The sequence below is a fragment of the Paenibacillus oryziterrae genome, from assembly GCF_042610485.1.
Classification (GTDB): Bacteria; Bacillota; Bacilli; order Paenibacillales; family Paenibacillaceae; genus Paenibacillus_AQ.
In genome coordinates, this window is the sequence record NZ_JBGJZO010000021.1 from 13,024 (window position 1) to 37,462 (window position 24,439).

The window sequence follows — 24,439 nt, forward strand, 5'->3', positions numbered from 1 at the left end:
AACATCCGAAGACCACAACGATTGAAGCAACATTCCGTTCACGGAGCGCCCGCAAGCATTGCACACTTGGTTTTTCACGGAGCACTCCAACATCACTTCAGAGTTTACTTTTTCAGATGATATGGCACCGTCGTGATAATTACGTTTCTGCGGTACAGGAGATGGGCCCGAATGAGCAGACTGGACTGGTTGTGCAGAATGTTGTGCCAGCCTTTTTTCGGAATGAACTGCGGGATAATGATGGTAACTTGATAATTGGACTCACTCGCCTTGTACTGGACCGTATCAATGAATTTCAACAGCGGCTGAATGATGCTCCGGTAAGGGGAATGTAGGGTAACGAGCCTTACATCGGGCTGCCATTTTTTCCACTTCTCCTCGAAAGCCAATTCTTCATCCCGCTCAAAAGGAATATGAACGGCGATGACCTGGTACGCAGCAAGCGATTTGGCATAATTCAAGGAACTCTCCACCACATGGGTAATACCGGCAACAGGGACAATGATCACATTCCCTTCAATTGGAATTGCAGGTTCACAGGTAGTAATCCTAAGCTGGTCGGCCACATCATTGTAATGCTTCTTGATCCGCAGAAAAATAAGCAGAATTAATGGAACAAATATCAAGACAGGCCATACCTGCGTGAATTTGGTCAAGAAGAACATCGTCGTAACAACAAAGCTAATCACAGCACCGGTGGTGTTGATAATAAATTTAGCGAGCCACCCCTTCGGTCTTTGCCGGTACCACTTCAGTAACATCCCCGTCTGGGAGAGGGTAAAAGGAATAAATACACCCACCGCATAAAGCGGAATCAGATGTTCCGTCCGGCCTTTAAAGACAACGATCAGCAGTATGGAGAGCAGGCCTAGACTAATGATCCCGTTGGAATATCCCAGACGGTCACCACGAATCGCAAACATGCGGGGAATGAACTTATCCTTGGCAAGGTTAACCGCAAGCAGCGGAAAAGCGGAGTACCCGGTATTAGCAGCCAGAATCAGGATCAAGGCGGTTGTCCCCTGTATGAAGAAATACATAAAGTTACGCCCGAATATGCCTTCGGCAATATCGGATACGACGGTAACTTCTTCACGCGGGGCAATTCCGTAGTAATACGCCAGAAATACAATCCCCGAAAATAATAGCGCTAAAAGTGTCCCCATGGCCACCAATGTTTTGGCCGCATTATTAGGAGCAGGAGCTTTAAAGTTGGGAATAGCGTTCGAAATAGCTTCAACACCAGTCAAGGCCGAACTTCCCGAGGCGAATGCCCTCAGCAGCAGAAAAAGGCTCACACCTGCAATCGACGTTCCGACTGGCGTATGTAATTCCGGCTGTACCTGCCCCGTCAATATATGATAAAGACCCGTCAGGATTAGAATGAACAGTGCAAGAACAAATAAATAGACCGGGTATGCAAGAACAGAAGCTGATTCCGTTACTCCCCTCAGGTTCAGAGTGGTAATCAGTATCACAAAAATAATGGCAATCATCACATTGTGTGAATGAAGGCTCGGGAACGCAGAAGTAATGGCATCCGTTCCTGCGGATACACTAACAGCAACTGTCAAAATGTAATCTACCAACAATGATCCTCCCGCAACAAGTCCGGGATATATCCCCAAATTCTCCTTGGAAACCACATACGCCCCTCCACCATGCGGATAAGCGAATATGATTTGTCTGTAGGATAAGATCAGTGCTGCCAACAAGACCAGTACTCCGACAGCAATCGGGATCGAATACCAGAAAGCCGCTGCACCCACAGTGAACAGAACGATCAATATTTGCTCGGGGCCATAAGCTACTGAAGATAAAGCATCTGATGATAAAATAGCAAGGGCTTTGGTTTTATTTAGCTTCTGCTCGCCCAGCTCATTGGATTTAAGTGGACGTCCGATTAAAAAACGTTTAATGGATGCAAGCATTATGATATTCACCGCCACTTTTTTATTATAGATTACCCCTCTCAGTTCAGGAATAATCTGACCAATATCACAACCAGCTATGGAATTCAGTTAATCCTGCATGGCAGCCGTGGAGTCCCGGTGCACGATATCTGCGGCGATGAGAATTTTCTCCAGTGGAGCCGCCCGATTCGCAATACGCGATAAAAGCTTCTCTACAGCCACACGTCCCAGTGCTTCCTTAGGCACATGAACTGTCGTAAGTGGAGGAATTCCGCGTGTAGAGTCCTCAATATTATCAAATCCGGTTACAGAAATATCCCCTGGGATTTGTATCCCTTCTTCTTTAAGAACATCACTTACAATAAGGGCTACAGAATCATTAGCGCAGACTAGCGCGGTCGGCACCGTCCTGGATTTTTTTCGTTTGGACACCCAGCCTTTGAACTCTTCTCTAAAAGAATTATCCTCTATCCCCTCAAGAAACAGCATGGCATCATCTTCAACAGGCGCCTTCAGCCCATTTTCTTCAAGTGCACTGCGGAATCCGATCCAGCGGTCACGGAAACTGCGTGAGTATTTAATATTACCGATAAAATGAAGCTGGGAATGCCCGCTGCCCATCAAGTGCTGGGTTAATCGGAACATCGAATCCACATTATTGGCAAATACCGTATCACTGGGAATCAGTTGGTCTTCGTGGTCAATCAGTACCATGGGCAGCCCGATCCTGTGAACTTCAAGCAGAAGCGAGGTTGAGATCTGACCTACGCCAACAAGACCCAGAATCCCGTTTGGGTTCAGGATATTAACAAAATTATCTGCCCGATGCTCGGATATAATGACCATGCCAAGACCTTCCTGATCCAGAGCAAAGGCAATCCCATCCACAATCTTTCCCCAATATAAGGAGTCCTGTGTCTGAGCGCGTATATTCGGCATAAGTACAAGTACGGATTGCTTCTTCCGGTCACTGCCTTCCGGTCCCTGTTTGTGTTTAATATTATGAACGTATGCATTTTTTTGTGTAAAATACCCCAGCTGTGACGCCGCCTGTATTACCCGTTCCCGGGTGGTCTCATTAACGCCATCCTTGCCAGCCAATGCCTTGGAAACCACGAATTTGGACACTCCTAGATAATCGGCAATTACCTGCATTGTAATCTTCTTTGCCATGTCCTCAAAACTCCTATTCGATCATTCTGTTTGATTTAAACAACTAATAAACAATAACAAATTCCTAACAAAATGATTATACGTGGTTCATCTCCGCCGCACAATACAAAAGCCGCCACTTCACATGGAAGCAGCGGCTATTTGAAATGTTATTAAAATCGATAATCCCTATTCGATCCTGAACTGGGATAACTTTTCCTTCAACTGTCCTGAAACACTTTCAAGCTTGCCTGAGAGCAATACGAGTTGATCGCTGACATTTTGTTGTTCGCTGCTCAAGGAAGCTACTTCCTGCGAGGTCGCTGATGATTCTTCAGCTACAGCACTTACATTGCCCATGGCTTCTGATAAGACACCCTGGGAGTGGTTTAGACTGTTAATAGACTCCGTTACGGATTCAAGGCTGCTGATGAACTCGTTCATCTGTCCCTGTACAGATACGAAAATATCACTTGTATTCTGAACTGAACTCATCTGCTCTTTAAAGAGCGGCGCCACTTCAGAAAGAACCGCAACAGTCTCATTCATTTCATGGATAATCTTATCGATAATACCCGCTACCAGAGCGATGGAATCCTTAGATTGTTCAGCAAGTTGGCGCACCTCACCGGCTACTACCATAAAGCCACGTCCGGCTTCACCTGCACGCGCCGCTTCAATCGTAGCATTGAGAGACAAAATATTCGTCTGCTGTGTAATACTCTTCATGACATCGAGCACCTTGATAATGGAGAACACGGTGTCTTTCAAATTGTTAACCCGCTCCACAAGGGCGCCGGTCCTTTCACCTGTTTGGCTGGTTTTGGCGAGAAGAACTTTTAGCTGCTCTGCGCCCAGTTCACTAGCTTCGCCAACTCCTCTTGCAGCTACATCCATTTCTCTATTAGCTTGTACAACCATTCCCATTTGCGAAGAAATCATCTCCGTCAGGTCACTGCCCTTTTCGGCTTCGAGTGCAAGACTTCCCGCCCCTTCAGCAATTTCCTCCGTAGCGGCTGCGATTTCTTTTGCAGAAACTGCGGTCTTCCGTGATGCTTCTCCAAGTTCTCCAGCGGTCTCAAGCACCTCGCGGGCTGTCTCGTTGGTTTGACTGACCAAATCAGTAATCCGCTCCATCATGATATTAAAAGAGGCCGACAACTGTCCAATTTCATCCCGAGAAACATGATCCGTACGAACACTGAGATCTCCTTTGGCTCCTTCAACCATCAGATTCTTCAATCGGGACAAAGGGCGGGCAATCATGCGTACCATTAGCATCCCGAGCAGAATAGCAACCAATGTAGCTGCTGCCGTTGCTAGGTAGGTTGTTACAAGGATTGGCTTCGCTTCCTTAACCAGCTCACTAGTGGGCACAATACCTGCCAGCTTCCAATCCGCTTTAACCAAAGGATTATTCACAATCAGAAGTTCCTCACCGCTCGCATTTTTGGTGTCGAAACTTTCATTATTGGACTTGCTCGCTTTAATTGAACTGTATCCTGACATCTGTCCATCATCTTCCATAACACTGGATGCTACTACGATTCCAGCTGCATCGACAACCTGAATCCGGGAGCCTTCACCGAGCTTCACGCTTTTGAACGCTTCCTCGAGCATGTTATTCTTCAGCTCAAGAAGAACAATATACCCTGTATTCTCCCCAAGATTCTTCAGTGAGCGAACCATAGCAATATTGCTTCCGCCTTTACCCTCAATGGAGGTAGAGAACCAATAATTCTGGGAACCCTTCTCTTCACCTGAGTAATAAGGCTTGTAATCTGTTGTATTCTTTACAACCTGCTTGTACCAGGCTTGTTCCCGTATGCCTTCTAATGTAAGCCCGGAAGTTCCGCTCATAATAATGTCCAGATCCGGATTCTCCGGAATCAGCGAAATACTTACAATATTGGAATCCGAAGTCGTCTGGCTCGACAGCTTCTTACTAATAATATCTGTAGCGACAAATTGGTCATAATAAGTCTTGGCCGCTTTCAGCTCTGACAAGTTCGTTTGAATTTGCGGATCAAAGAAGATTTGAAGCGTCAGACCTTCATATTGCTTCAGAATAATATCGAGCTTCTCTGAAGTCTGGATAATCGTCTGACGGTTCGCTTCAGCTACGTTATTTTTAATCGTATTTTTCGCTTTCGTATACGACAATACACCAAGCGCAAGCACAACTATAATAATGCTGCACAACACGAGCAGGAATATCTTAACTCCCACAGATTTAATCGGATTAACATTCTTAACCTGCCTTGCTGAACCATGCATGATGTTTTTGAAGTTAAAGCCCGGCTTCATTATTTTCTCACCATCCGCCACAGCTAGAGTAACTTGACCTTTTGTACCCGCTTTCAATTTTCTCTCTTTTCGATTGACCCTCTTGTTCTTCTGGGGAATTCCCATCTTTCGCTCACCTACCAGTTGGATTAAGTGTTCCGTATGTAAACGCATTCTATCTACTATATCGGTATTTTACCACAAATCTTTTAGTATAATTTACTATTTTTAATTCTATTGTCCTATTACTTCCTGTTTTGTCACAAAAAAAATGCGAAACTATTCTCTTGACAAAGAACAGTTTCGCACGTTGTGCAAATTTTAGGACCCGTGATTATTTTCTTTTACGCATCATATCAAAATAAGCTACAGGTTGATCCACTTTCATACGGACCGTCTGCATGGGATGACGTGCTGCATCAAGAATATTTCCTGCGGTATCCCACAGCTCGCCTACAGACTGTTTAAAGAATGTGTTGTCCGGGCCAAAGAATTCTACCTCTTGTCCCGGCTTGAAATGATTACGCTGCTGAATCAAAGCCGTGCCGCTCTCCGGATCATACTCCAAGACCAATCCGGCGAAATCATATGGGGCTGCTTTTTCTTCAGGCTCATAAATGTGATCCTCATGATCCGGTGTATCATAAAAGAATCCGGTATTCAGCGGCCGGTTGGCGGCTTTGTTAAGCTCATCCAGCCATTCAGGCTTCATCACATAGTTCTCCGGATCGGCCATATAGCTGTCAATCGCCTTCCGGTAGGCGTTAACTACGGTGGCTACATAGTGAATCGACTTCATCCGGCCTTCAATCTTGAAGCTGTCAATGCCCACTTCAATGAGATCCGGGATGCTCTCCAGCATGCACAAATCCTTTGAGCCCATACTGAACGGATTATCTTCTGGCAAATGGAGCGGTACCTGATTCACACCAGGCTCCAATCGTTCCGGAGAAGTTTGCTGTTCCGCATCTTCCTCCGATACCCACGTTCCATCCGGACGATCATCCTGGAACAGGTCATACTTCCAGCGGCAGGACTGGCAGCAGCCTCCACGATTAGAATCACGATCCGTGAAATGATTAGACAGCACACAACGGCCGGAATAAGAGGAGCACATAGCACCATGAATAAACGATTCGATTTCAATGTCAACGTGTTTCTTAATTTCGGCAATTTCTTCAAGGCTGGTCTCCCGGCCCAAGACTACGCGCGGAAGCCCTTCTTCTTTCCAGAAGGATACAGCCTGCCAATTGAGCGTAGACTGCTGGGTGCTGAGGTGCACTTCCAACCCTGGTACGACACGACGGGCCGTTTCAACAATCGCCGGATCCGCCACGATAATCGCAGCGATGCCAACCTCATATAAATTGCGCAAGTATTCTTCAATACCTGCGATATCTTCATTGTGAGCGTAAATATTGGCAGCCACAAACACCTTGGCACCATATTTCTTGGCGAATTCAACACCTTCACGCATCTCTTCAAAGCTGAAGTTGTCTGCACCGGAACGCAGGCCATATTTCTGCCCGCCGATATATACCGCATCCGCACCATAATGTACGGCGAATTTCAATTTTTCCAAATTGCCCGCCGGAGCAAGGAGCTCCGGTTTGTCCAGGCGGTAACGTGAGCCCTTATATTGCGGCTTAGCCATGGTTTTCATTCCTTTTTCTCCCCTCCAAAAGTTACCCCACAAAGTGAGGTTAATCTTCGATGTTTATTCTAGCATCTTATTTTAAAATACCTGTTCTTTATAGAAAAATCCGAAAGTGAGCTCTCTTTCCGGGTCCTGCAACCGGCGGATAGGCTCCAGCCATTCTTCCCGGAAAGCATAAGCAGATGGATCATTATAATACAAGTCAATGGCATGACGGTAGGCTTGTACCACAGCCACGTTATAGGCAACTGGCTTCAGCAGGCCTTCAATCTTAAAGCTCTCCACACCTGCTTCCATGAGTACATGAAGATCTTCAAGGATGCAGATATCATCAGAGCTCATAATATGCGTTCCGTTCACATCTTCGTAGATCGGGAATTTCTCGTTTTTACGTTCAGCCTCAATCAGGAACAGACCGCGTTCCTTGCCAAGGCTCCCACCATCCAACGGACGTCCCTGATGAGCCATGTAGCTCTCCACCAGCTTCCGCTTGGAATGATAAATATTGGTCATCCCATGCACCTGAACCTGTGCCTCTACTAGAAGCTCCGGCCTCATACCAGTCATTTCTTCCATATTGAGCTCCCGGGCAAGCACTACCCGTGAAGCTCCTTTTCTGCCCCAATAATTCGCCGTAGCATAATTGGTTGAGGTCATTTCTGCATTCCAGTGCAGCTGCATTCCAGGTGCTTCACTCTTAACGGTCATCAGTACGGCAGGATCACCGAACTCAACCCCGTCCACACCAAGCTCAGCTATAGCTCTTACATAGGGTGGAAGCTCCTCCAGCAGCCGGTTAGGCATCAGTCCACCCAGCCCCGCATAGACTTTGCTGCCCTTACCATGTGCCATAGACACGACCGCAGCGGTATCTTCCAGCGAGAAATTCCCGGCCAGTCTCATGCCAAAGCGGTCGTCTCCGATCAATAGTGCATCTGCACCGGCATCCAGCAGCGCTGCTGCTTCTTCCAGGGAAGCGGCCGTCACCAGCAGTTCCGGTTTCTTATTCATGATGTTCCTCCTGTACTATCTTAATTATTTAGCGCCTTGTTTGCTTTTTTGAATATTGGCTAAATGTTCTTTGTAAGTCTTGGCGAACAGATGGCCTTGGCTGCCGTCCTTTTTCGTCACATAGAAGAAATAATCCGATTTCTTAGGAGAGAGTGCCGCTTCAATAGCAGCAATACCGGGATTGCAGATTGGCCCCGGAGGCAGACCCTCAGTCTTATACGTATTATACGGGCTGACCACTTCCAGATCTTTATTGAGCAGACGGTCCTTTTGCTTATCCAGCAAATATTGAACGGTAGCATCAATCTCAAGCTTTTGGCCTTTTTCCAAGCGGTTATAGATAACACCCGCAACGAGCGGACGTTCACTGTCCACAACAACCTCACGCTCGACGAGCGAAGCTACAGTAAGCAGTTCATGCAGAGTTAAGCCGCGTTCTTTCAGCTTTTGCTGCCAATCCGGTATAGCGTCCAGCTTCTTCTGCAGCTGCTCCAGCATCACTTCCACTACTTCCGCAGGAGTGCTTTCTTTCACAACCTCATAGGTCTCCGGGAATAAATAACCTTCAAGCCGGTGCCGGAGCTCCTGATCCTTAGGGATTCCCAGAATCTCACTTTCTTTAAGACCTTCGCCAGAATCAACCAGCTTCAAAAATAGTGATGAGTCCACGTTCCAAGCCTCTGCCAGCTTCACCACAACCTGCTGTGCAGTAAATCCTTCGGGTACGGTAAAGGTAACCATTTCTTTCTTAACCACATCGCCGGCATTCAGCCGGGAAATCAGATTATCATAGGTGTCGCCGGGTTTGGCGTTGTAGGTTCCTGCTTTGAACTGGGCGCCTTCCTTTGTCCACTTTAAGTACCCCTTAAAAAATAAACTGTTACGAATGATACCGTTGTTCTCCAGCAGGTCGGCAATTTCAGAGCTTCCCATGCCTTTCTCAATCGTGAATGTAACGGCTGGACCTGCAGGTTCAACCGGCTGCATTCCTTTCCATACATACCATGCTCCTCCCCCGGCTGCCAGTGCCAGCAGCAGAATCAGAACAAGCAGAGTGCGGATTACGGATTTCAAGTAATGTCTCCTCACTTTCCCGACTATAAATATAAAATTGTATTCTTTTAAATTCAACATTTATTTTTTGGGCGACTCCCTGAACGCAAGAAGAAACGGCTGCACTGTCCCCATTGCGACGGTGCCCGTTTCTCGTAAAATATAAGGACTTCCCGTATATATGCATAAGAGAGCGCGGAATTCTCCGCCCTCCCTCACGCAGCACATACAAAGTTCATTCACCGCTACAGGTCTTCATCTGAGAAGGTCAATTCGTCAAACAGCTCCGAAACGTCTTCCCATTCCTCATCATCCACAATGGTCTCAAGCTCCGGTAATCCGCTAGGTGATACAACAATGCGCAGAATTTCCGGTTCCCCTACTCCGGGACCTTGCAGAACTGCATAGGCTCGGCCTGATACTTCAAACTCGGCAACAATATTGTAAATGGAAGCTTTGCCGGATTCATCCTCCAGCTCTACCGCTTCACCATAAGCTTCTTTTAGTCTGGAAGTCCATACCGCTTGATCGGCGGAAAAATCAGTCATCCCCGGATCCTCCATCCAGCTCGTCTACCAGCGTGTTGAAGGTCTCTTCGACAATCGCCCATTCTTCGTCGTCCTCAATCATGAACAGCTGAAGGTCGTCCCCTTCCTCTTCATAACGGAAAGCATAAACCTCGTCACTTTCATCATCTTCGGAATCGAGTGGAACAACCATCATGTACTTGGCGTCTGAACCATCAACTTCGAACTTCATGATGACTTCGAATTCCTCTTCGTTACCTTCCTCGTCGGGAATATAAATAATTTCCGGTTCTTCCTCTTGGCCAATTTGCTCGTTTGTCATATGAAACACCCCTCACCTTTTACTGTTGGCATCCAAAAAATTTTGCAGTATCAGGGCTGCGGCCATTTTGTCCACAATCCCTTTGCGTTTCTTCCGGCTGACGTCCCCTTCAATTAGTACCCGCTCAGCGGATACTGTTGTCAGGCGCTCATCCCAAAGGTGTACGGGCAATCCTAGCTGCTCCCGCAGCTTCTCGGCGAACTCGATGCAAATCTCACCACGAGGGCCTACTGAACCGTTCATATTCTTTGGAAGCCCAAGTACTATCTCTCCAATTTCGTGCTGATTCACCAGCTCGCGGATGCGTTCAAACTCATTGCCGTTTCCGCGGCGCTCGATGGTCTCCAAAGCTTGTGCAGTCCAGCCAAAAATATCACTGGTCGCTACACCGATTCTGCGGTCACCGTAATCTAAACCGAGTTTCTTCATTTGGTAGTATCCACCCGATTATTGGCCAAATAGAAGCGGACCAATTCTTCGATCAGTTCATCACGTTCTTTTCTCCGGACCAAACTTCTCGCATTGTTATGGCGCGGAATATAAGCCGGATCTCCAGAAATAAGATATCCTACAATCTGATTGATCGGATTGTACTCTTTCTCCACCAGTGCATCGTATACAGAAAGTATAATTTCCCGGGGAGAAGCTTCCTTTTCGTCGCCCTTCACATTGAATTTAACTGTTTTGTCCATGGAGTCCATTTGTGACACCTTCCTTCTGCAGAACCGCCGGCTAAGGCAGCTTCGCAAAGTTGCTGCAATATAGCTATACTTACAGCTTTATTACTGCCCTCATCATAACATATTCACGACCTGACGAGGAAATCCTGCCCGAAAATAGCGCTTTTTTTGGCATTTAATCTACAAAAATAGTGAAAAACATTCATTTTCGGGCAGGAATACCGTTATTTTTAACAAAATTAGCAATTTAACCTTGTGCTGCTACAAGTTCCTCAGCCTTGCGTAGAGCTTCTTCCAGCTTAGTAACATCCTTACCGCCGGCTTGCGCCATGTCCGGACGTCCACCACCGCCGCCTCCGCAGACCGCTGCGATTTCTTTCACTAGTTTGCCGGCATGGAATCCTTTTTTTACCAGTTCCTGAGGTACGGCTACGATAAAGTTGACTTTATCCTCCATGACCGCCCCAAGCACAACCACCGCATCCGGAAGCTTAGATTTCAATTCATCGGCTGTGGTACGCAGCGCGTCCATATTAGTAGCTTGTACTGAAACCGCAAGCAGCTGTGTGCCGCCGCCTACTGTAATGACCTGTCCAGTGAGCTCAGCAGCGAATGTTGCGCTCAGCTTGGATTGCAGGGATTCATTCTCACGGGATAGCTCACGCACTTGAGCATGAATCGCTTCGATCCGTTTCGGAACATCATTCAGAGACGACTTGAGCAGCCCTGCGGACTGCTTCAACAGATCAAGTTGCCCTTCAGTGAACTCGAAAGCGTACCGGCCGGTTACCGCTTCAATCCGGCGTACACCGGAGCCAATGCCACTTTCGCTGACCAGCTTAAAGATACCGATTTGTGAAGTATTAGATACATGGCAGCCTCCGCACAGCTCTAAGCTATAATCGCCAACTTGAACTACACGGACAATATTGCCGTATTTCTCACCGAAGAGCGCCATAGCACCCATTGCTTTGGCTTCTTCAATGCCTTTATTCTCAATAACTACATCCAGCCCGCGCCAGATTTGCTCATTCACCCGGCGTTCGATAACAGTAAGCTCTTCAGGCGTAATCGCCCCGAAGTGAGAGAAGTCAAAGCGGAGGCGTGCGCCTTCTACCAGCGACCCTGCCTGATTCACATGACCGCCCAGAACTTCCTTGAGCGCTTTGTGCAGGAGATGAGTGGCTGTATGGTTTTTCACAATATCCTCACGCTGTTCACGGTTAACTTCTGCCCGGATTGTATCTCCCGTACGCAGCTCACCCGATTCAACAGTTACCAGATGTACATGTTGACCGTGCGGAGCCTTGAACAGACCATTCACCTTCGCCGAAACAGAGCCGCCTGTCAACACGCCAGTGTCGCTGACTTGCCCGCCGCTTTCGGCGTAGAAAGGCGTTGCTTCCAGGATAACTTGGCATTCGGTTCCTTCACCGGCAGTAGTAACAAGCTCTCCGCCTACTAGGATAGCGGCGATTTTCGTTTCTTTTATGGAGTCATTATAACCAACAAATTCACTTTTAACCGTAAGTTCGGACAATGCGCCACCTTGTACCTTCATGCTGCCGTTATCGACACGGGCAGCTCTTGCACGGTCACGCTGTTCCTGCATCGCTGCATCAAAACCTGCTCGGTCCACAGTCAGTCCCTGCTCAGCAGCATAGTCTTCTGTCAGGTCAAACGGGAAGCCGTAGGTGTCGTACAACTTGAAGGCATCCGCTCCGGCAATAGCACCGAGTCCGTCTTCCTTCGCTTTATTGCTGACTTCAGCGAGAATAGCAAGCCCGTCGGAAAGCGTTTCGTGGAAGCGCTCCTCCTCCAAACGGATAATTTTAGCGATATATTCACGATTCTCAACCACAGTCGGGTAATAGACACCCATTACTTCACCGACTACTTCAGTCAATTCATGCAGGAACGGACGGTCAAGACCCAGGTTTTTACCGTAACGAACAGCACGGCGGAGCAGACGGCGGATGATATATCCGCGTCCTTCATTAGAAGGAAGAACTCCATCGCCTACAGCGAATGTAACGGTACGGATATGATCGGCGATAACCTTCAGCGCAATATCCGCCTCGAGATTGTCTTTGTATTGTACACCGGCAAGCTTCGCAGTCTTCTGGATAATCGGCTGGAACAGATCGGTATCGAAGTTGGAATCCACATCCTGAAGAATGGAAGCAAAACGTTCCAGACCGGCTCCGGTATCAATGTTCTTGTTAGGAAGCGGCGTGTAGCTGCCATCCTTATTGTGGTTAAATTGCGAGAATACCAGGTTCCAGACTTCCAGGAAACGCTCGTTCTCTCCGGCAGGATTACATTCAGGATCAGACAAATCACCGTAAGCATCACCGCGGTCATAGAAGATCTCCGAGCAAGGACCGCAAGGGCCTTCGCCGATATCCCAGAAGTTCTCTTCTTTCAGCTTGTAGATACGCTCTGCGGGAATTCCGATTTTTTCATTCCACAGTTTGAACGCTTCTTCGTCCTCAAAATGCACCGTTACCGACAGGCGGTCCGGATCGAAGCCGATCCATTCTTTGCCGGTAAGGAATTCCCAGGCCCATGTAATAGCTTCCTCTTTGAAGTAATCTCCGATAGAGAAATTACCCAGCATCTCAAAAAATGTATGGTGGCGGCGCGTCTTGCCGACGTTCTCGATATCATTGGTACGAATGCATTTCTGCGAGTTCGTCAGGCGAGGGTTCTCAGGAACCTCACGGCCGTCAAAATACGCCTTCAGCGGCGCCATACCTGCGTTGATCCACAAGAGCGACGGGTCGTTATGCGGAACGAGGGACGCGCTTGGCTCAATTTTGTGGCCTTTGCTTTCGAAGAATTGCAGCCATTTGGAACGGATTTCACTTGCTTTCATTGTACACAGCTCCTGTCTAATAGTTGAATTTTCTCACAGAAAAACAAAAAAACGCCCCTGAATAATTCAGGGACGATTAGATCGCGGTACCACCCTGGTTATCGCCTTGGCCGGGATTTCCGGACCACGTTGCTTAGCGATCGCCTTGTCGCGGCTATTAACGGGAGCCCCCGGCGAGGTTGTCTCGCACTCCGAAATCAGCTTTCCACCGCTCTGCCCTGCAGGTTCTTTCAGCCAGTGCAGCCTGGGGCTGCATAGGAACCTGTTCTCTGGTCAAGACAATCGTCCGGTGTACTTCATTTCATCAACGTTTTATGCGCTTTGCATTTTAACATTTCAAGTATAGCCAGTGCCCCTATTCCTGTCAATCTTGAGGCCTTAAATTGGAGGATTTTAGGTCATATAAATGAACACAGGTTCTTTAATCAGATGATCGTGCATGCCAAGTATTAAACATCTCTTGAGCTTTTTGCGGATCATTCATGAGCAGCGTCCGATACTCCAGCATCCAGTTAAGAGTGTCCAGCATTAGGTCGTATTCTTGCTTCTTGCGTTCGATCTCCTTTTTCTTGCTGATAATCCAATCTATGATCTGCTGGTTGGTGCGCGCATTGGTGTCGTGGTCCTGCAGAGCTTCCTTCAGTTCGGCCAGCGAACAGCCTATGGACTGGAATTTCTTGATGAGCTTCAACCGCTCGATAGCCTCTTCCGAATAGTTGCGGTAGTTATTGCTTTCCCGGCGGACATGCCGGTTGTCCAGCAAGCCTTCCTTTTCATAAAAGCGGATCGTATGGATGGTGAGCCCCATTTTGTCCGCGAGTTCCTGAATTTTCATAATGATTTCTCCTTTAGACATCTTGCCCTAGAGTTCACTTCATAGTTTATGCTGAAACTATTCAAGCAGTCAATTACTGAAGGAGGTAGTTATTATGCATGTTTTTGTTACAGGAGCAACAGGATATATCGGTTCAGCGGTCGTCCGGGAACTGATCGGCGCAGGGCATACGGTGACGGGGCTTTGCCGTTCTGAAGAAAGAGCCGCGGGATTACAGGCGGCGGGAGCCGAAGTGCTATACGGCACGCTGGACGATCTCGATACACTGCGCAGCGGGGCCGCTGCTGCGGACGGCGTGGTTCATCTGGCATTCACCAATGACTTCTCCGACTTTGAAGGTGCGCTAGCCCTGGATTTGAGGGCAGTTGAAGCCATTGGGGCAGTGCTTGAAGGCTCCGGGAAGCCGTTCATTACCACGGCTCACGCAAACGGAACTACCGTGGACCAAGCAGTACTAGCAATGGCAGAGCGGGGTGTTCGGACAGCTATCGTCTCGCTTGCACCGTCCGTGCATGGGGAAGGCGATAAAGGTTTTGTACCGATGATGATCGACATCGCGCGGGCGAAAGGCTTCGCCGCCTACATTGGCGACGGAACAAACCGCTGGCCGGCAGTTCACCGCCTGGATGCAGCGGTTCTGTACCGTCTGGCGCTGGAATCCGCCCCTGCGGGCTCACGGCTGCTTGGTGCAGGGGATGAGGGCATTCCGCTCCACGAGATCGCTGCGGTCATCGGGCGGCAGTTGAACGTGCCAGCAATCAGCATAACCCCTGAAGAAGCTGCGGCCCTTTTCGGCTTTCTTGGAGCCATCGCGGCATTCGACATCACAAGCTTGTACAACACCTCGCAGGCGAGTCTGGCAACACGGGAGCTACTGGGGTGGAACCCGGTGCAGCCCGGATTGATCGACGATCTCGAAGCAGGGCATTATTTTAAATAAAAAAGGAGGGGGTACCATCAGCTCTTAAGTGGCTGTTTAGGACAATCCCTTCTTAATAATTAGGTCAACCAGAGATGACTGGTTGGCCTTTTTTAATAACGCAAAAGTGCTAAATTCTGAAACCCGTTGGCTTTTGAATCGTATGTATTGTCAAGAAAGTTAAAATTTTAATCAATGATGCAGTTCGTATAACATTCTATTACGGAGGCGATACGCATGCTTAGAAAATTGCTTGGCAAGGTTATGCATTCCCTGGAGCATTCCAAACATGGCGGACACCATAAATATTCCAGCAGTGCCCGAAAAGGTCATTACACCCGTAATTCAAGCAGTGCAGGACACCATGGCCGAAGGTACTCCTCATCCGGGCATGGACATCACGGAGGCAGTTATGGACATGGTCATTACAAGAATCGGCATGGCAGCTCCAGCTAATCGGTGACATGAATCCATATTAAAGAGCCATTCCATTTGGGGGATGGCTCTTTTCAGTATGATGACGGGGCAATATCAGTTTGGACTGCCAGGCAATCCTTTAAATGCCGCCCTTAGCTCCGTGATAAAAGCTTCGGTGTCGGCATACGTCTCATCCAGGCCCAGCAGCCTCCTGAGCATCTTACGCATTGGAATGGATAAGGATAACTCTTCTTCCCAGGTCCGTTCCTGAACTCCATGATCCGGATGGAAACTGGAGTACAGCATGTATAACATCAGATGAGCGATATCACTTAAGTCTGATTGGATGAACGGCGGTACTCGCGGCGGGGGCATTGAGCTTAACGCTCCATCCTCCCACAACCGTCCTTGCCCGCCGCCGATAGGGCGTGCCAGACCGAAATCGATAACGACAATCTCCTGTTCCTGCACAATGACATTAGGAATGCGCAGATCCAGATGCACAAATCCCCGCTCATGGATATGGGATACCCGATCCATAAGCATTAGCGTCCAGTGGAGGCATTCCCGCTCCCCGATCACACGCTGCTCCTCGAAGATCAGATCCTCCAGCGTCTTGCCATCGACATAATCGGTAACCAGCCAACTTCCCTCTTTGCTTTCTCCATAATCCCTTAGTCTTTGAATAAAAGGGTGATCCAGAAGGGACAGTACCTCTTTCTCCCGCTCCAATAGAATCTTTCCCGGTTGTTTCTTGCTGGGTTTAGCCAGCTTCACAACCACTTCACAATCCGCTAGCTTATCTCTGCATAGAGAAGCTATACCATAGCTGCCTATGCCGAGAACTTGCAGAACCTGATACCGTTCACCAATCATCGATCCGGGCTGTGGCGGATAGTCTCGCCAGGCTGTGATGAAATTACGCCATCTCTCCAACTGGTCAACCCCTTCCAAAGATTTGGAGAATAGACAACGAAAAAGTGACCCCATCACTATTTGCCCCTTTTCCCCCGTCTATACTCTGAATGGCCTGCAGGCAGTGAACACATGTTAGTAACTGGAGCATAACCGGCCCACGCAAAATAAACAAGCAAGCTCATATATATGGAGCTTGCCTGTTTGCTTTTACATTAAATTGGCGATCTGCCTGCCGTCTCCTATACACTGCGCCCCGTCACAACGGCATTATTGAACTATTGAACTCTGGTGAACAGCCACTTTTGAGCATCTGATCCGTTATCCGTGTACTGCTGTACGGCTGCTCCGTCCGCAGTGGAAGCACTGGCTACGTCCATTACCAAGCCGCTCGCTTTGTTGACCAGCTTGTAATAGCCGCCTCCGGCGTCGACAATGCTCCACCGCTGGGCGTTGGTTCCATTGTCATCCCATTGCTGAAGCCTTAAGCCGACGGTAGCGGCGCTATTCGGCACATCCAGGCATTTTCCACTGTGAATCGCAGTTAATTTGTAGTACCCATCGCCCATATTGTCAATCCGGAATTGCTGGTTACTAGCTGTATAATTGGTCCACTGCTGCATTTGGGCTCCATTTGCCGTGGACACATCCACAACATCCAGCACTTTACCACTGACCTTTGAGCTTAAAGTATAGATCCCGCCGCTAACGATGGGGGACACGGTAGTTGAAGCCTGGTACACCCGTACATAGTCAACCAGCATTTGCGCCGGGAACTGTGTCGAGCCGTCAGGACTTCCAGGCCAGTTGCCGCCTACAGCCAGATTCAGCAGCAGGAAGAACGATTTTTGGAATTCCTCTGTGTTGCCGGTTCCGTTCTGGATCAGGATTTCATTAAACTGTACTCCGTCCACAAACCAGCGGATATAATTGGCGTCCCACTCTACGCTGTAGGTATGGAACTGGGAGAAATCAAGATTTCCTGACACTCTGCCAAATTCGGCATGGCCGTTCGCATCCCAGTGTACCGTACCGTTAATGGAAGCATTATTGTTAACCCGTTCCATGATGTCGATCTCGCCGCATTTAGGCCATCCCACATTAGGCGTATTAATATTGTCACCGAGCATCCAGAATGCCGGCCACAGCCCCTGCCCAGAAGGCAGCTTGATTCTGGCTTCCATTTTGCCATAGGTGAAGCTCTTGAGTCCTTGAGTCTTAATCCGGGCAGAAGTATAATTCATGCCGCCATAGGATTCCTTCAGTGCCGTAATGGCGAGATTTCCTCCCGTGACTTGAAGATTCTGCGTGCGGTTGGTGTAATATTGCAGCTCGTTGTTACCCCAGCCGCTGCTGCCGGTGCCGATCTCTGCTGTCCAGTTGGACGTGTTCAGTGAGGTGCCGTTGAATTCGTCGCTCCACACCAGATTCCAGCTTGTTGCTGCATTAGAGGTCATGGCAGGTACCAAAGAGATCAAGAGTGTGAACAGCATGAGCAAGCTTAACACTTTAACTCTTTTCAACATCATTATTCCCTCCGTTATGATCATTCTTATTTCAATGCACGGCGCGCACGCACATTTGAAATCTCCTGAACCGACATTCTCCACGGCTTGTCCATTTTCAATACTGCTTTATGTAAAAGAAATCCCTAAATGGTAGCGCTATCATTTGTTATATTCCCATTATAAACCGGTTTCGTTCTGATTTTCCACCTAAATTTTGTCTATTTTACAAAATAGTATTATTATCCTATATTTCTCCACCTCGTACCCTATTTCGCCAGCAGAATGATCAGCACGTACGGCGGGCAGCTACGCCAACAGCGGCCGGAAATCCCCGGCTCCTATTGTACCGGTCTCTATTCAGTATAAATTTGCTCCCGGGGGGGGTTATATACCAATTCGTAAGCATGGATAACAAAGATGCAACTTTCAGTTCACACCGGAACGGCAAAAAAGCCGTACCAGTACATGTCTGGTACGGCTACAAACATTTCTGCAAAGTCCGGCTATAGCGACTCCATCGCCGGAAACTCCTCCATTGAAAGTTGAGACATCAGCTTGGGACGGACTTCGTTCACAGCATTTTGAAAGCGGTCACATAAATGAATCAGCTGATCGATTTCCTCTCTGCCTACCCGCTCAATAATTTCGTTCAGAATTCCCAAATAACGTGTCATCAGCGTTTCAAATACCTTGTCCCCTTTTCCGGTAAGCCGGATATAGATCACACGCCGGTCCGAGCGGGACATCTCACGCAGGATATAACCTTTTTCCTCGAGCGAACTGATCATTTGAGAGGCAGTGGGCCTGCTAATCTGCAGCAGATCACTTAGTTTAGAAATCATAATGCCCGGGCAAGACTCCGCATTCTCTGTTTGTTCCTTCTTCATCATAGCTTGGATCACGAACATCATCACGAACTCACCATGAGGAACCGAATCCAGATTCTGTGCACGTGATGTTAGTCGTTTAATATTTTCAAGTGCTATAAGCAGCTTCTTCTCTTGGCTATACTGTGCATCCATTGGAGCACCTCCATTTTATTTAGATTACCTACCTATTTAATAAAAATCAAGAGGTAAACTGATGTTGTACCAGCCATTCCAATAAATTTAACAGTTGTAGTCTGCCTGAATACTGTGTATGATACATAAAAGATAGTTTGGCTACCTAAATATAAACCTAAGCTTTCCAAACTATAAAAACAGACAGCATACAAAGGAGAGGAACTGCACAGTGGAGCATCTTTCACACAAGAAAAAGGTCACCATTATGATTGCTTTAATGGCGGCCATGTTTTTTGCAGCCATTAACCAGACGATTGTCGGTACCGCAATGCCGCGAATTATCGCCATTCTCGGAGGTATTGAGCATTATACCTGGGTCATCACCATTTATATGCTTACCTCCACGATCGCTACTGTTCTGGTAGGGAAATTATCCGATATTTACGGAAGAAAGCCATTCCTGCTTGCAGGGATTGTTATTTTTATCATTGGCGCATTTCTGTCCGGATTATCGAACACCATCTATCAAATGATCATTTACCGCGGTATTCAAGGGCTCGGAGGCGGTATTCTGATGTCTGCGACCGTAACGGCCGTAGGGGATTTATTCGCTCCGCGGGAAAGGGCCAAATGGACAGGAATTATGATGGCCGTGTTCGGCTTCTCCAGCGTCATCGGCCCTACCCTTGGCGGATTCATGGTCGATCATATGGACTGGAGATGGATATTCTGGCTCTTCCTTCCGCTGGGTTTTGTCGCATTTGCAATGATCTGGAGAATGTTCCCCAAAACCACCCGGTCGGCCTCCGAATCCATCGACTATCTGGGTTCGATCTTCCTGTCGCTGACTATTGTTGCACTGCTCCTCGGCTTCTCTTGGGGGGGAAGCAAATTTGATTGGGGTTCACCCGAGATTCTCAGTCTGTTCGGCGCGTCCATTGCCGGGACCATTATACTCATCCTGATTGAACGCAAAGCGAAAAGTCCGGTGCTGCCGCTATCGCTGTTCAAAAATTCAGTAGTAACACTCTCCATGATTATCGGCTTCCTAATGAACGCCGGCATGATGGGTGCAATGATCTACCTCCCGTTCTTCGTGCAGGGTGTAGAAGGTGTCTCGCCTACCAATTCCGGTTTTATCAACATGCCAATGTCACTGATGATGGTGGTGCTGAGCACAATGGCCGGACGCTGGATCTCGAAGTCGGGTAAATACAAGCGTTATGCGCTGATTGGGATGCCGTTTATGGTTGGAGCTATGGTCCTGATGGCTTTTATGAACAGCATTCCGCTGGCGGTTGCCAGTATGGTTATCTTCGGTATCGGCCTAGGCCTGGCCATGCCGGTATTCACGCTGACCGTGCAGAATGCAGTTGCTCCTTCCATGCTTGGGGTTGCCACTGCCACAAATACCCTGTTCCGTAATTTAGGCGGTACAATCGGGATCGCCTTCATGGGTACAATCATGAACACCACTCTGACGAACAAGCTGGAATCTGCGGTCGCTTCCGGACAAGGTCCCGATCTGTCGGCACTTCCGGCCGAATCCGCACAGCAGCTGTCCGCATTCATGAACCCGCAAATGCTGCTGGATCAGCCTAAACTTAAGGAGCTTCATGCTACGCTGCCAGAGCAGATCCAGCCGCTGTTCAATCAGCTCATCGAGATGCTGCGTTCGGCCCTAAGTGATTCATTGACCGTCGTCTTCCTGAGCGGCACCGCCTTGCTTGTTATCGCGTCACTCCTCGTTATCTTCATTAAAGAAATTCCATTACGTAGTACAGAAGCTAAAACCGAAGTTAAGACTGAGGATAAGAGTCAGGCTCCCAAGTTAGGTAAGCCTGTTGCTGTAAGTGCAATTGACGCGCAATAACTGATAATATTCAATCTACGCAAAAAGTCCCGTCAGCATCAGATATGCTGCGGGACTTTTTCGTGTCAGCCAGGCTGTCTTAAAAGTCGCTCTGCTGGTTGTTAATATCGTCAAAATAGGCATACACACCGTTCAGCAGCTGCATCAGCGTATCGCTCTGCTCCTTGCCTAGGTAATCAATCATCCCTTTGAAGGTTTCGCGGATTTTGGCAGCGGCCATATCTGCCAGGTGATTTCCCTTATCGGTAAGTGTAATTTCGCTGATTCTCCGGTCCTGGGTATCCGTAGTCCGCACAGCGTAACCCTGTGCAATCAGGCTGTTGACCATTTGTGTCACCGTAGGAGAGGTCACTTTCAGCAGCTTACTAATCTCGGATACGGTCTGGCCTTTTTTACCTTCACGCTCAATTCCCGTCTTGATGGTAATCAGTACCCGGATTTCACTAGGCTTCAGCCCCCACATCGTAGTCTTCCGCCAATTCATCTTGCCAAACTGCTGGAAAGCCTCGATCAAAGCATCCATATTCTCATATTTGCCTTCACTCATGCTCGCACCTCATACTCTATATAATCCTAACCCTAAGCCTGTCCGTCAATAACCGAACACTGCCTAACAATATTCCTTAGTCTGAACTGCCGGACTAGTCCTGCTCCCGGCCGCATATTCCGTAGTAGAATAAATGCACAACTTCCTCTAGGAATCCGTTCGTATCCTCTTGTCCGCGGGCTGTTTCCAGCAACTCCGAAGCGCTACGCATATACATCTGCATGAAGAACAGCACCGATTTCACAGATACCCTCTCCGAAATCTCACCGCTGGCTTTGCCGTCCTCCACCATTGTTACGATTAGCGGAATTACATTATTCTCATAATGATGCTCTACATAACGTAATGTCTCAGGATCATCAACCATCAGTTCCTTGACCGTGCCCACCGGCAGGATGGAGTATGCTTCTTTCTCCTTAATCAGAGTATACTCGATAATCTCCTTCAGCGATGGTTTGCCGGCCGCGAATTCCTCATAGTCGCGGACAGAATTTTCGACAAAACCCTTGAAAGTCTCGCGCAGCAGCGCTTCCTTACTGCCGAAGTAGTTATAAATGGTCACTTGCGAGACGCCTGCAGCTTTGGCGATGTCAGCCACCCGCATTTTTTTCGGCTCCCAGGTCCCGAGCATCTCTAGCGTGGTATTCATGATTTTCTCTTTGATCAGAGCTGCTCTCTTCTCGAAGCCGTTCATATGGATTCACCCTATCCGGAATTTATGTACAGCTGAACTTGGTGCCATTTGGGATTAATCGGTCGTAGTTCCAGTGAATATTTGGACTTTCGGCCGCTGTTATGTTTGGATTTCCTGATTATATTCCGCTGCGAGCGGTAGAAATCCAAACATAAAGGCGGACGCTAACGCTCCTTCAGTTCCAAAATTCCCTTCCTCCACTCACATTAATCCATTATCATCTAGTTCAGCACATGAAAGTTTGCATTTCATGAAATAATACAACGAAAATATTTCATAATTATGTTGACTTGGGTCATACTCAGGTCTATTATAACATATGAAATATCAGCTTAATAATATTTCATTATTTTGGCCGGGGGGTCAGCAGTATGCTGAGGGTTGAAGGCTTAACGAAACGTTTTTCAAATGGCAAAGGGATTGAAGATGTAACTTTCACGGTGAATAAAGGGGAGGTCTTCGGGTTTCTGGGGCCGAACGGCGCTGGTAAATCAACCACCATCCGACATATTATGGGCTTCATAAAGCCCGACAAGGGCTCGGCAAGTATCCTGGGAATGGATGTCTGGAAAGCTCAGGGTACAGTGCAGAAACATATCGGTTATCTGCCGGGAGAAATCGCTTTTATTGATGAAATGACTGGAGCAGGCTTTCTGGATTTCATGCTGGCGATGCAAGGCGTTAAGGATACCTCCAAACGGGATAGCCTGATTCGCCGCCTCCAGTTCGATGTAGCCACACCGATCCGCAAAATGTCAAAGGGCATGAAGCAGAAGGTCGGCATTGTCGCCGCATTTATGCACAGTCCCGAGGTTATTATCCTCGATGAGTCAACCTCCGGGTTGGACCCGCTGATGCAGAAGGTGTTCATTGAACTCGTGCTAGAGGAGAAAGCTGCCGGAACGACCTTCCTGATGTCCTCGCACAGCTTCCCCGAGATTGAACGAACCTGTGACCGCGCCGCCATCATCAAGGACGGTAAGCTCGTTACGGTTAAAAATATTCATGAACTGCAGTCGATGCAGCGTAAATTGTTCGAGATTGTGTTCCAGCAGGAAGGGGACGCTGCCAGCTTCGCCGCTTCCGGCCTTCAGGTTGAGGCCCGTGAAGGGAACAAAGTCCGGGTCGCCGTGCAGGGCAATTACAATGAGTTCACCCGGGAGACGGGTAAATACAACATCCGTAGCATCGACGTGTTCACGCAGAACCTGGAGGATATTTTCATGAACTATTATGACCGTGAGGAGGGTTCCAAATGAACCTGACACTATATAAACAAATGCTTAAAGTGAACTTGAAAGGCATTATGAATTATGCAGTCGGTTCCGCTTTCTACATTCTGTTCATGATCTGGCTCTACCCGGGTATCGGCAAAAATACAGACGCCATCAATGATCTTCTGTCCGCCATGCCGGAGGGGGTCAACAACGCGTTCGGACTAACCAACGGGTTCGCCAACTTTGAAGCTTTTATCTCCGGTGAATATTACGGACTCATTCTGGTATTGATTCTGGCGATTGTCTGTGTTCAAATGTCCACACAACTGATGGCGAAACTGGTTGACCGGGGCTCGATGGCTTATCTTCTCGCTACGCCCACCACCCGCAGAAAAATTGCCACTACCCAGGCTCTGGTGTTAGCCACCGCACTGTTCATCATTATGGCGGTAACAACGGCAACCGGTTTTGCGGGTAATGCGATCTTTCTTCACGGGGATTATGAATTCAACAGCAGCCTGTTCATGCAGCTGAATACCGTGGCATTCCTGTTATTCTTCGCCATCGGGGCAATATCTTTTCTGGTCTCCTGTGTATCGAATGACGAGAAACGAGCGCTCGGAATTTCCGGCGCCTTGACCTTTGGTTTTTTCACTTTGGATCTGCTCGGTAAAATAAGTGAACAGCTGGACGTGCTACGCTACTTTACGCTCTTCACACTGTATCGTCCGGGTGATATCGTCGGCGGAACTGCCAATGTGCTACAGTCCTGCGTCGTGCTCCTGCTGATCGGACTCGCCGCCTTCCTCGTAGGCATCCAGATGTTCAGACGACGCGATCTTCCGCTTTAAATCCGGAAATGTGTGCGTTGTACGGCATAGGAACATGGACCGCACCAAACTGTTCAGAAAGCTGACGATCTCCCGGGTCTCCTCCAGTGGTAAATCCCTAAATTATACCTGAAAATAAATGCAACCTTCCTGCCTTATTTTCGTTTATAGAGATACAAGAGCCGTTTGAGAGCTACCCCG

Annotated in this window: 22 protein-coding genes; 5 read left to right on the forward strand and 17 right to left on the reverse strand. The window is 48.2% G+C overall.

Translation table 11 applies throughout. From position 1 onward, the window contains the following. Window positions 1-104 precede the first annotated feature (104 nt). The 12 genes from ACAN55_RS18545 to ACAN55_RS18600 all read right to left on the reverse strand — a co-directional run bounded on the left by ACAN55_RS18545 (window position 105) and on the right by ACAN55_RS18600 (window position 14,314). Complete coding sequence (locus ACAN55_RS18545) at window positions 105-1,931, reverse strand: APC family permease (RefSeq protein ID WP_379136148.1); 1,827 nt, start codon at window positions 1,929-1,931, stop codon at window positions 105-107. A gap of 90 nt (window positions 1,932-2,021) precedes the next feature. Next, complete coding sequence (locus ACAN55_RS18550; protein ID WP_379136150.1) at window positions 2,022-3,086, reverse strand: LacI family DNA-binding transcriptional regulator; 1,065 nt, start codon at window positions 3,084-3,086, stop codon at window positions 2,022-2,024. A gap of 168 nt (window positions 3,087-3,254) precedes the next feature. Further along, a complete protein-coding gene (locus ACAN55_RS18555) occupies window positions 3,255-5,477 on the reverse strand; it encodes a methyl-accepting chemotaxis protein (protein WP_379136153.1) in 2,223 nt (740 codons plus the stop codon). A 208-nt stretch (window positions 5,478-5,685) separates the two neighbouring features. Beyond that, complete coding sequence (locus ACAN55_RS18560) at window positions 5,686-7,014, reverse strand: peptidase U32 family protein (RefSeq protein ID WP_379136157.1); 1,329 nt, start codon at window positions 7,012-7,014, stop codon at window positions 5,686-5,688. Between the two features lie 72 nt (window positions 7,015-7,086). Further along, window positions 7,087-8,019: a peptidase U32 family protein gene (locus ACAN55_RS18565; RefSeq protein ID WP_379136160.1), complete on the reverse strand. Its 933-nt coding sequence runs from the start codon at window positions 8,017-8,019 to the stop codon at window positions 7,087-7,089. A gap of 24 nt (window positions 8,020-8,043) precedes the next feature. Continuing rightward, complete coding sequence (mltG, locus tag ACAN55_RS18570) at window positions 8,044-9,093, reverse strand: endolytic transglycosylase MltG (RefSeq protein ID WP_379136163.1); 1,050 nt, start codon at window positions 9,091-9,093, stop codon at window positions 8,044-8,046. Window positions 9,094-9,317: 224 nt separating this feature from the next. Further along, a complete protein-coding gene (locus tag ACAN55_RS18575; RefSeq protein WP_379136165.1) occupies window positions 9,318-9,620 on the reverse strand; it encodes a DUF1292 domain-containing protein in 303 nt (100 codons plus the stop codon). Then, entirely contained in the window at window positions 9,613-9,921 is a 309-nt protein-coding gene (locus ACAN55_RS18580; protein ID WP_379136168.1) for a DUF1292 domain-containing protein, read from the reverse strand. The genes ACAN55_RS18575 and ACAN55_RS18580 overlap by 8 nt, the downstream gene beginning before the upstream one ends. 12 nt (window positions 9,922-9,933) lie before the next feature. Further along, complete coding sequence (ruvX, locus tag ACAN55_RS18585; RefSeq protein ID WP_379136171.1) at window positions 9,934-10,350, reverse strand: Holliday junction resolvase RuvX; 417 nt, start codon at window positions 10,348-10,350, stop codon at window positions 9,934-9,936. Further along, entirely contained in the window at window positions 10,347-10,622 is a 276-nt protein-coding gene (locus ACAN55_RS18590; RefSeq protein WP_379136173.1) for an IreB family regulatory phosphoprotein, read from the reverse strand. Before ACAN55_RS18590 ends, ruvX begins: the two co-directional genes overlap by 4 nt. Window positions 10,623-10,848: 226 nt before the next feature. Next, a complete protein-coding gene (alaS, locus tag ACAN55_RS18595) occupies window positions 10,849-13,479 on the reverse strand; it encodes an alanine--tRNA ligase (RefSeq protein WP_379136176.1) in 2,631 nt (876 codons plus the stop codon). Window positions 13,480-13,900: 421 nt separating this feature from the next. Beyond that, on the reverse strand, window positions 13,901-14,314 hold the full coding sequence (locus ACAN55_RS18600) for a MerR family transcriptional regulator (RefSeq protein ID WP_379136179.1): 414 nt from the start codon (window positions 14,312-14,314) through the stop codon (window positions 13,901-13,903). Between the two features lie 94 nt (window positions 14,315-14,408). On the opposite strand from ACAN55_RS18600, the gene ACAN55_RS18605 reads away from it, so the two are divergent. Then, window positions 14,409-15,254, forward strand: coding sequence for an SDR family oxidoreductase (locus ACAN55_RS18605; protein ID WP_379136182.1), 846 nt, complete (start codon window positions 14,409-14,411; stop codon window positions 15,252-15,254). A 268-nt stretch (window positions 15,255-15,522) separates the two neighbouring features. Then, window positions 15,523-15,696: a hypothetical protein gene (locus ACAN55_RS18610; RefSeq protein ID WP_379136185.1), complete on the forward strand. Its 174-nt coding sequence runs from the start codon at window positions 15,523-15,525 to the stop codon at window positions 15,694-15,696. Between the two features lie 68 nt (window positions 15,697-15,764). On the opposite strand, the gene ACAN55_RS18615 is transcribed toward ACAN55_RS18610, so the two are convergent. From ACAN55_RS18615 to ACAN55_RS18625, 3 genes are all read right to left on the reverse strand, one after another. Continuing rightward, window positions 15,765-16,640, reverse strand: coding sequence for a serine/threonine protein kinase (locus ACAN55_RS18615; RefSeq protein ID WP_379136188.1), 876 nt, complete (start codon window positions 16,638-16,640; stop codon window positions 15,765-15,767). A gap of 203 nt (window positions 16,641-16,843) precedes the next feature. Then, window positions 16,844-18,091 (reverse strand): RICIN domain-containing protein, encoded by a 1,248-nt coding sequence (locus tag ACAN55_RS18620; protein WP_379136191.1) that lies wholly within the window; start codon window positions 18,089-18,091, stop codon window positions 16,844-16,846. Window positions 18,092-18,576: 485 nt separating this feature from the next. Next, window positions 18,577-19,095, reverse strand: coding sequence for a MarR family winged helix-turn-helix transcriptional regulator (locus tag ACAN55_RS18625; RefSeq protein ID WP_379136194.1), 519 nt, complete (start codon window positions 19,093-19,095; stop codon window positions 18,577-18,579). A 211-nt stretch (window positions 19,096-19,306) separates the two neighbouring features. On the opposite strand from ACAN55_RS18625, the gene ACAN55_RS18630 reads away from it, so the two are divergent. Beyond that, window positions 19,307-20,950 (forward strand): MDR family MFS transporter, encoded by a 1,644-nt coding sequence (locus tag ACAN55_RS18630; RefSeq protein WP_379136197.1) that lies wholly within the window; start codon window positions 19,307-19,309, stop codon window positions 20,948-20,950. 79 nt (window positions 20,951-21,029) lie between these two features. Here ACAN55_RS18630 and ACAN55_RS18635 read toward each other — a convergent pair whose 3' ends face one another. Together ACAN55_RS18635 and ACAN55_RS18640 are read right to left on the reverse strand one after the other, a co-directional pair. Further along, a complete protein-coding gene (locus tag ACAN55_RS18635) occupies window positions 21,030-21,497 on the reverse strand; it encodes a MarR family winged helix-turn-helix transcriptional regulator (protein ID WP_379136200.1) in 468 nt (155 codons plus the stop codon). Window positions 21,498-21,591: 94 nt separating this feature from the next. Then, window positions 21,592-22,191 carry a TetR/AcrR family transcriptional regulator gene (locus ACAN55_RS18640; protein ID WP_379136204.1) on the reverse strand — a complete coding sequence of 200 codons (600 nt, stop codon included), beginning with the start codon at window positions 22,189-22,191 and terminating at the stop codon, window positions 21,592-21,594. A 371-nt stretch (window positions 22,192-22,562) separates the two neighbouring features. Here ACAN55_RS18640 and ACAN55_RS18645 point away from each other — a divergent pair, with 371 nt between their 5' ends. Together ACAN55_RS18645 and ACAN55_RS18650 are read left to right on the forward strand one after the other, a co-directional pair. Further along, window positions 22,563-23,450: an ABC transporter ATP-binding protein gene (locus tag ACAN55_RS18645; RefSeq protein ID WP_379136206.1), complete on the forward strand. Its 888-nt coding sequence runs from the start codon at window positions 22,563-22,565 to the stop codon at window positions 23,448-23,450. Then, window positions 23,447-24,259 (forward strand): ABC transporter permease subunit, encoded by an 813-nt coding sequence (locus ACAN55_RS18650; protein ID WP_379136210.1) that lies wholly within the window; start codon window positions 23,447-23,449, stop codon window positions 24,257-24,259. The genes ACAN55_RS18645 and ACAN55_RS18650 overlap by 4 nt, the downstream gene beginning before the upstream one ends. The last annotated feature ends 180 nt before the right edge of the window (window positions 24,260-24,439 follow it).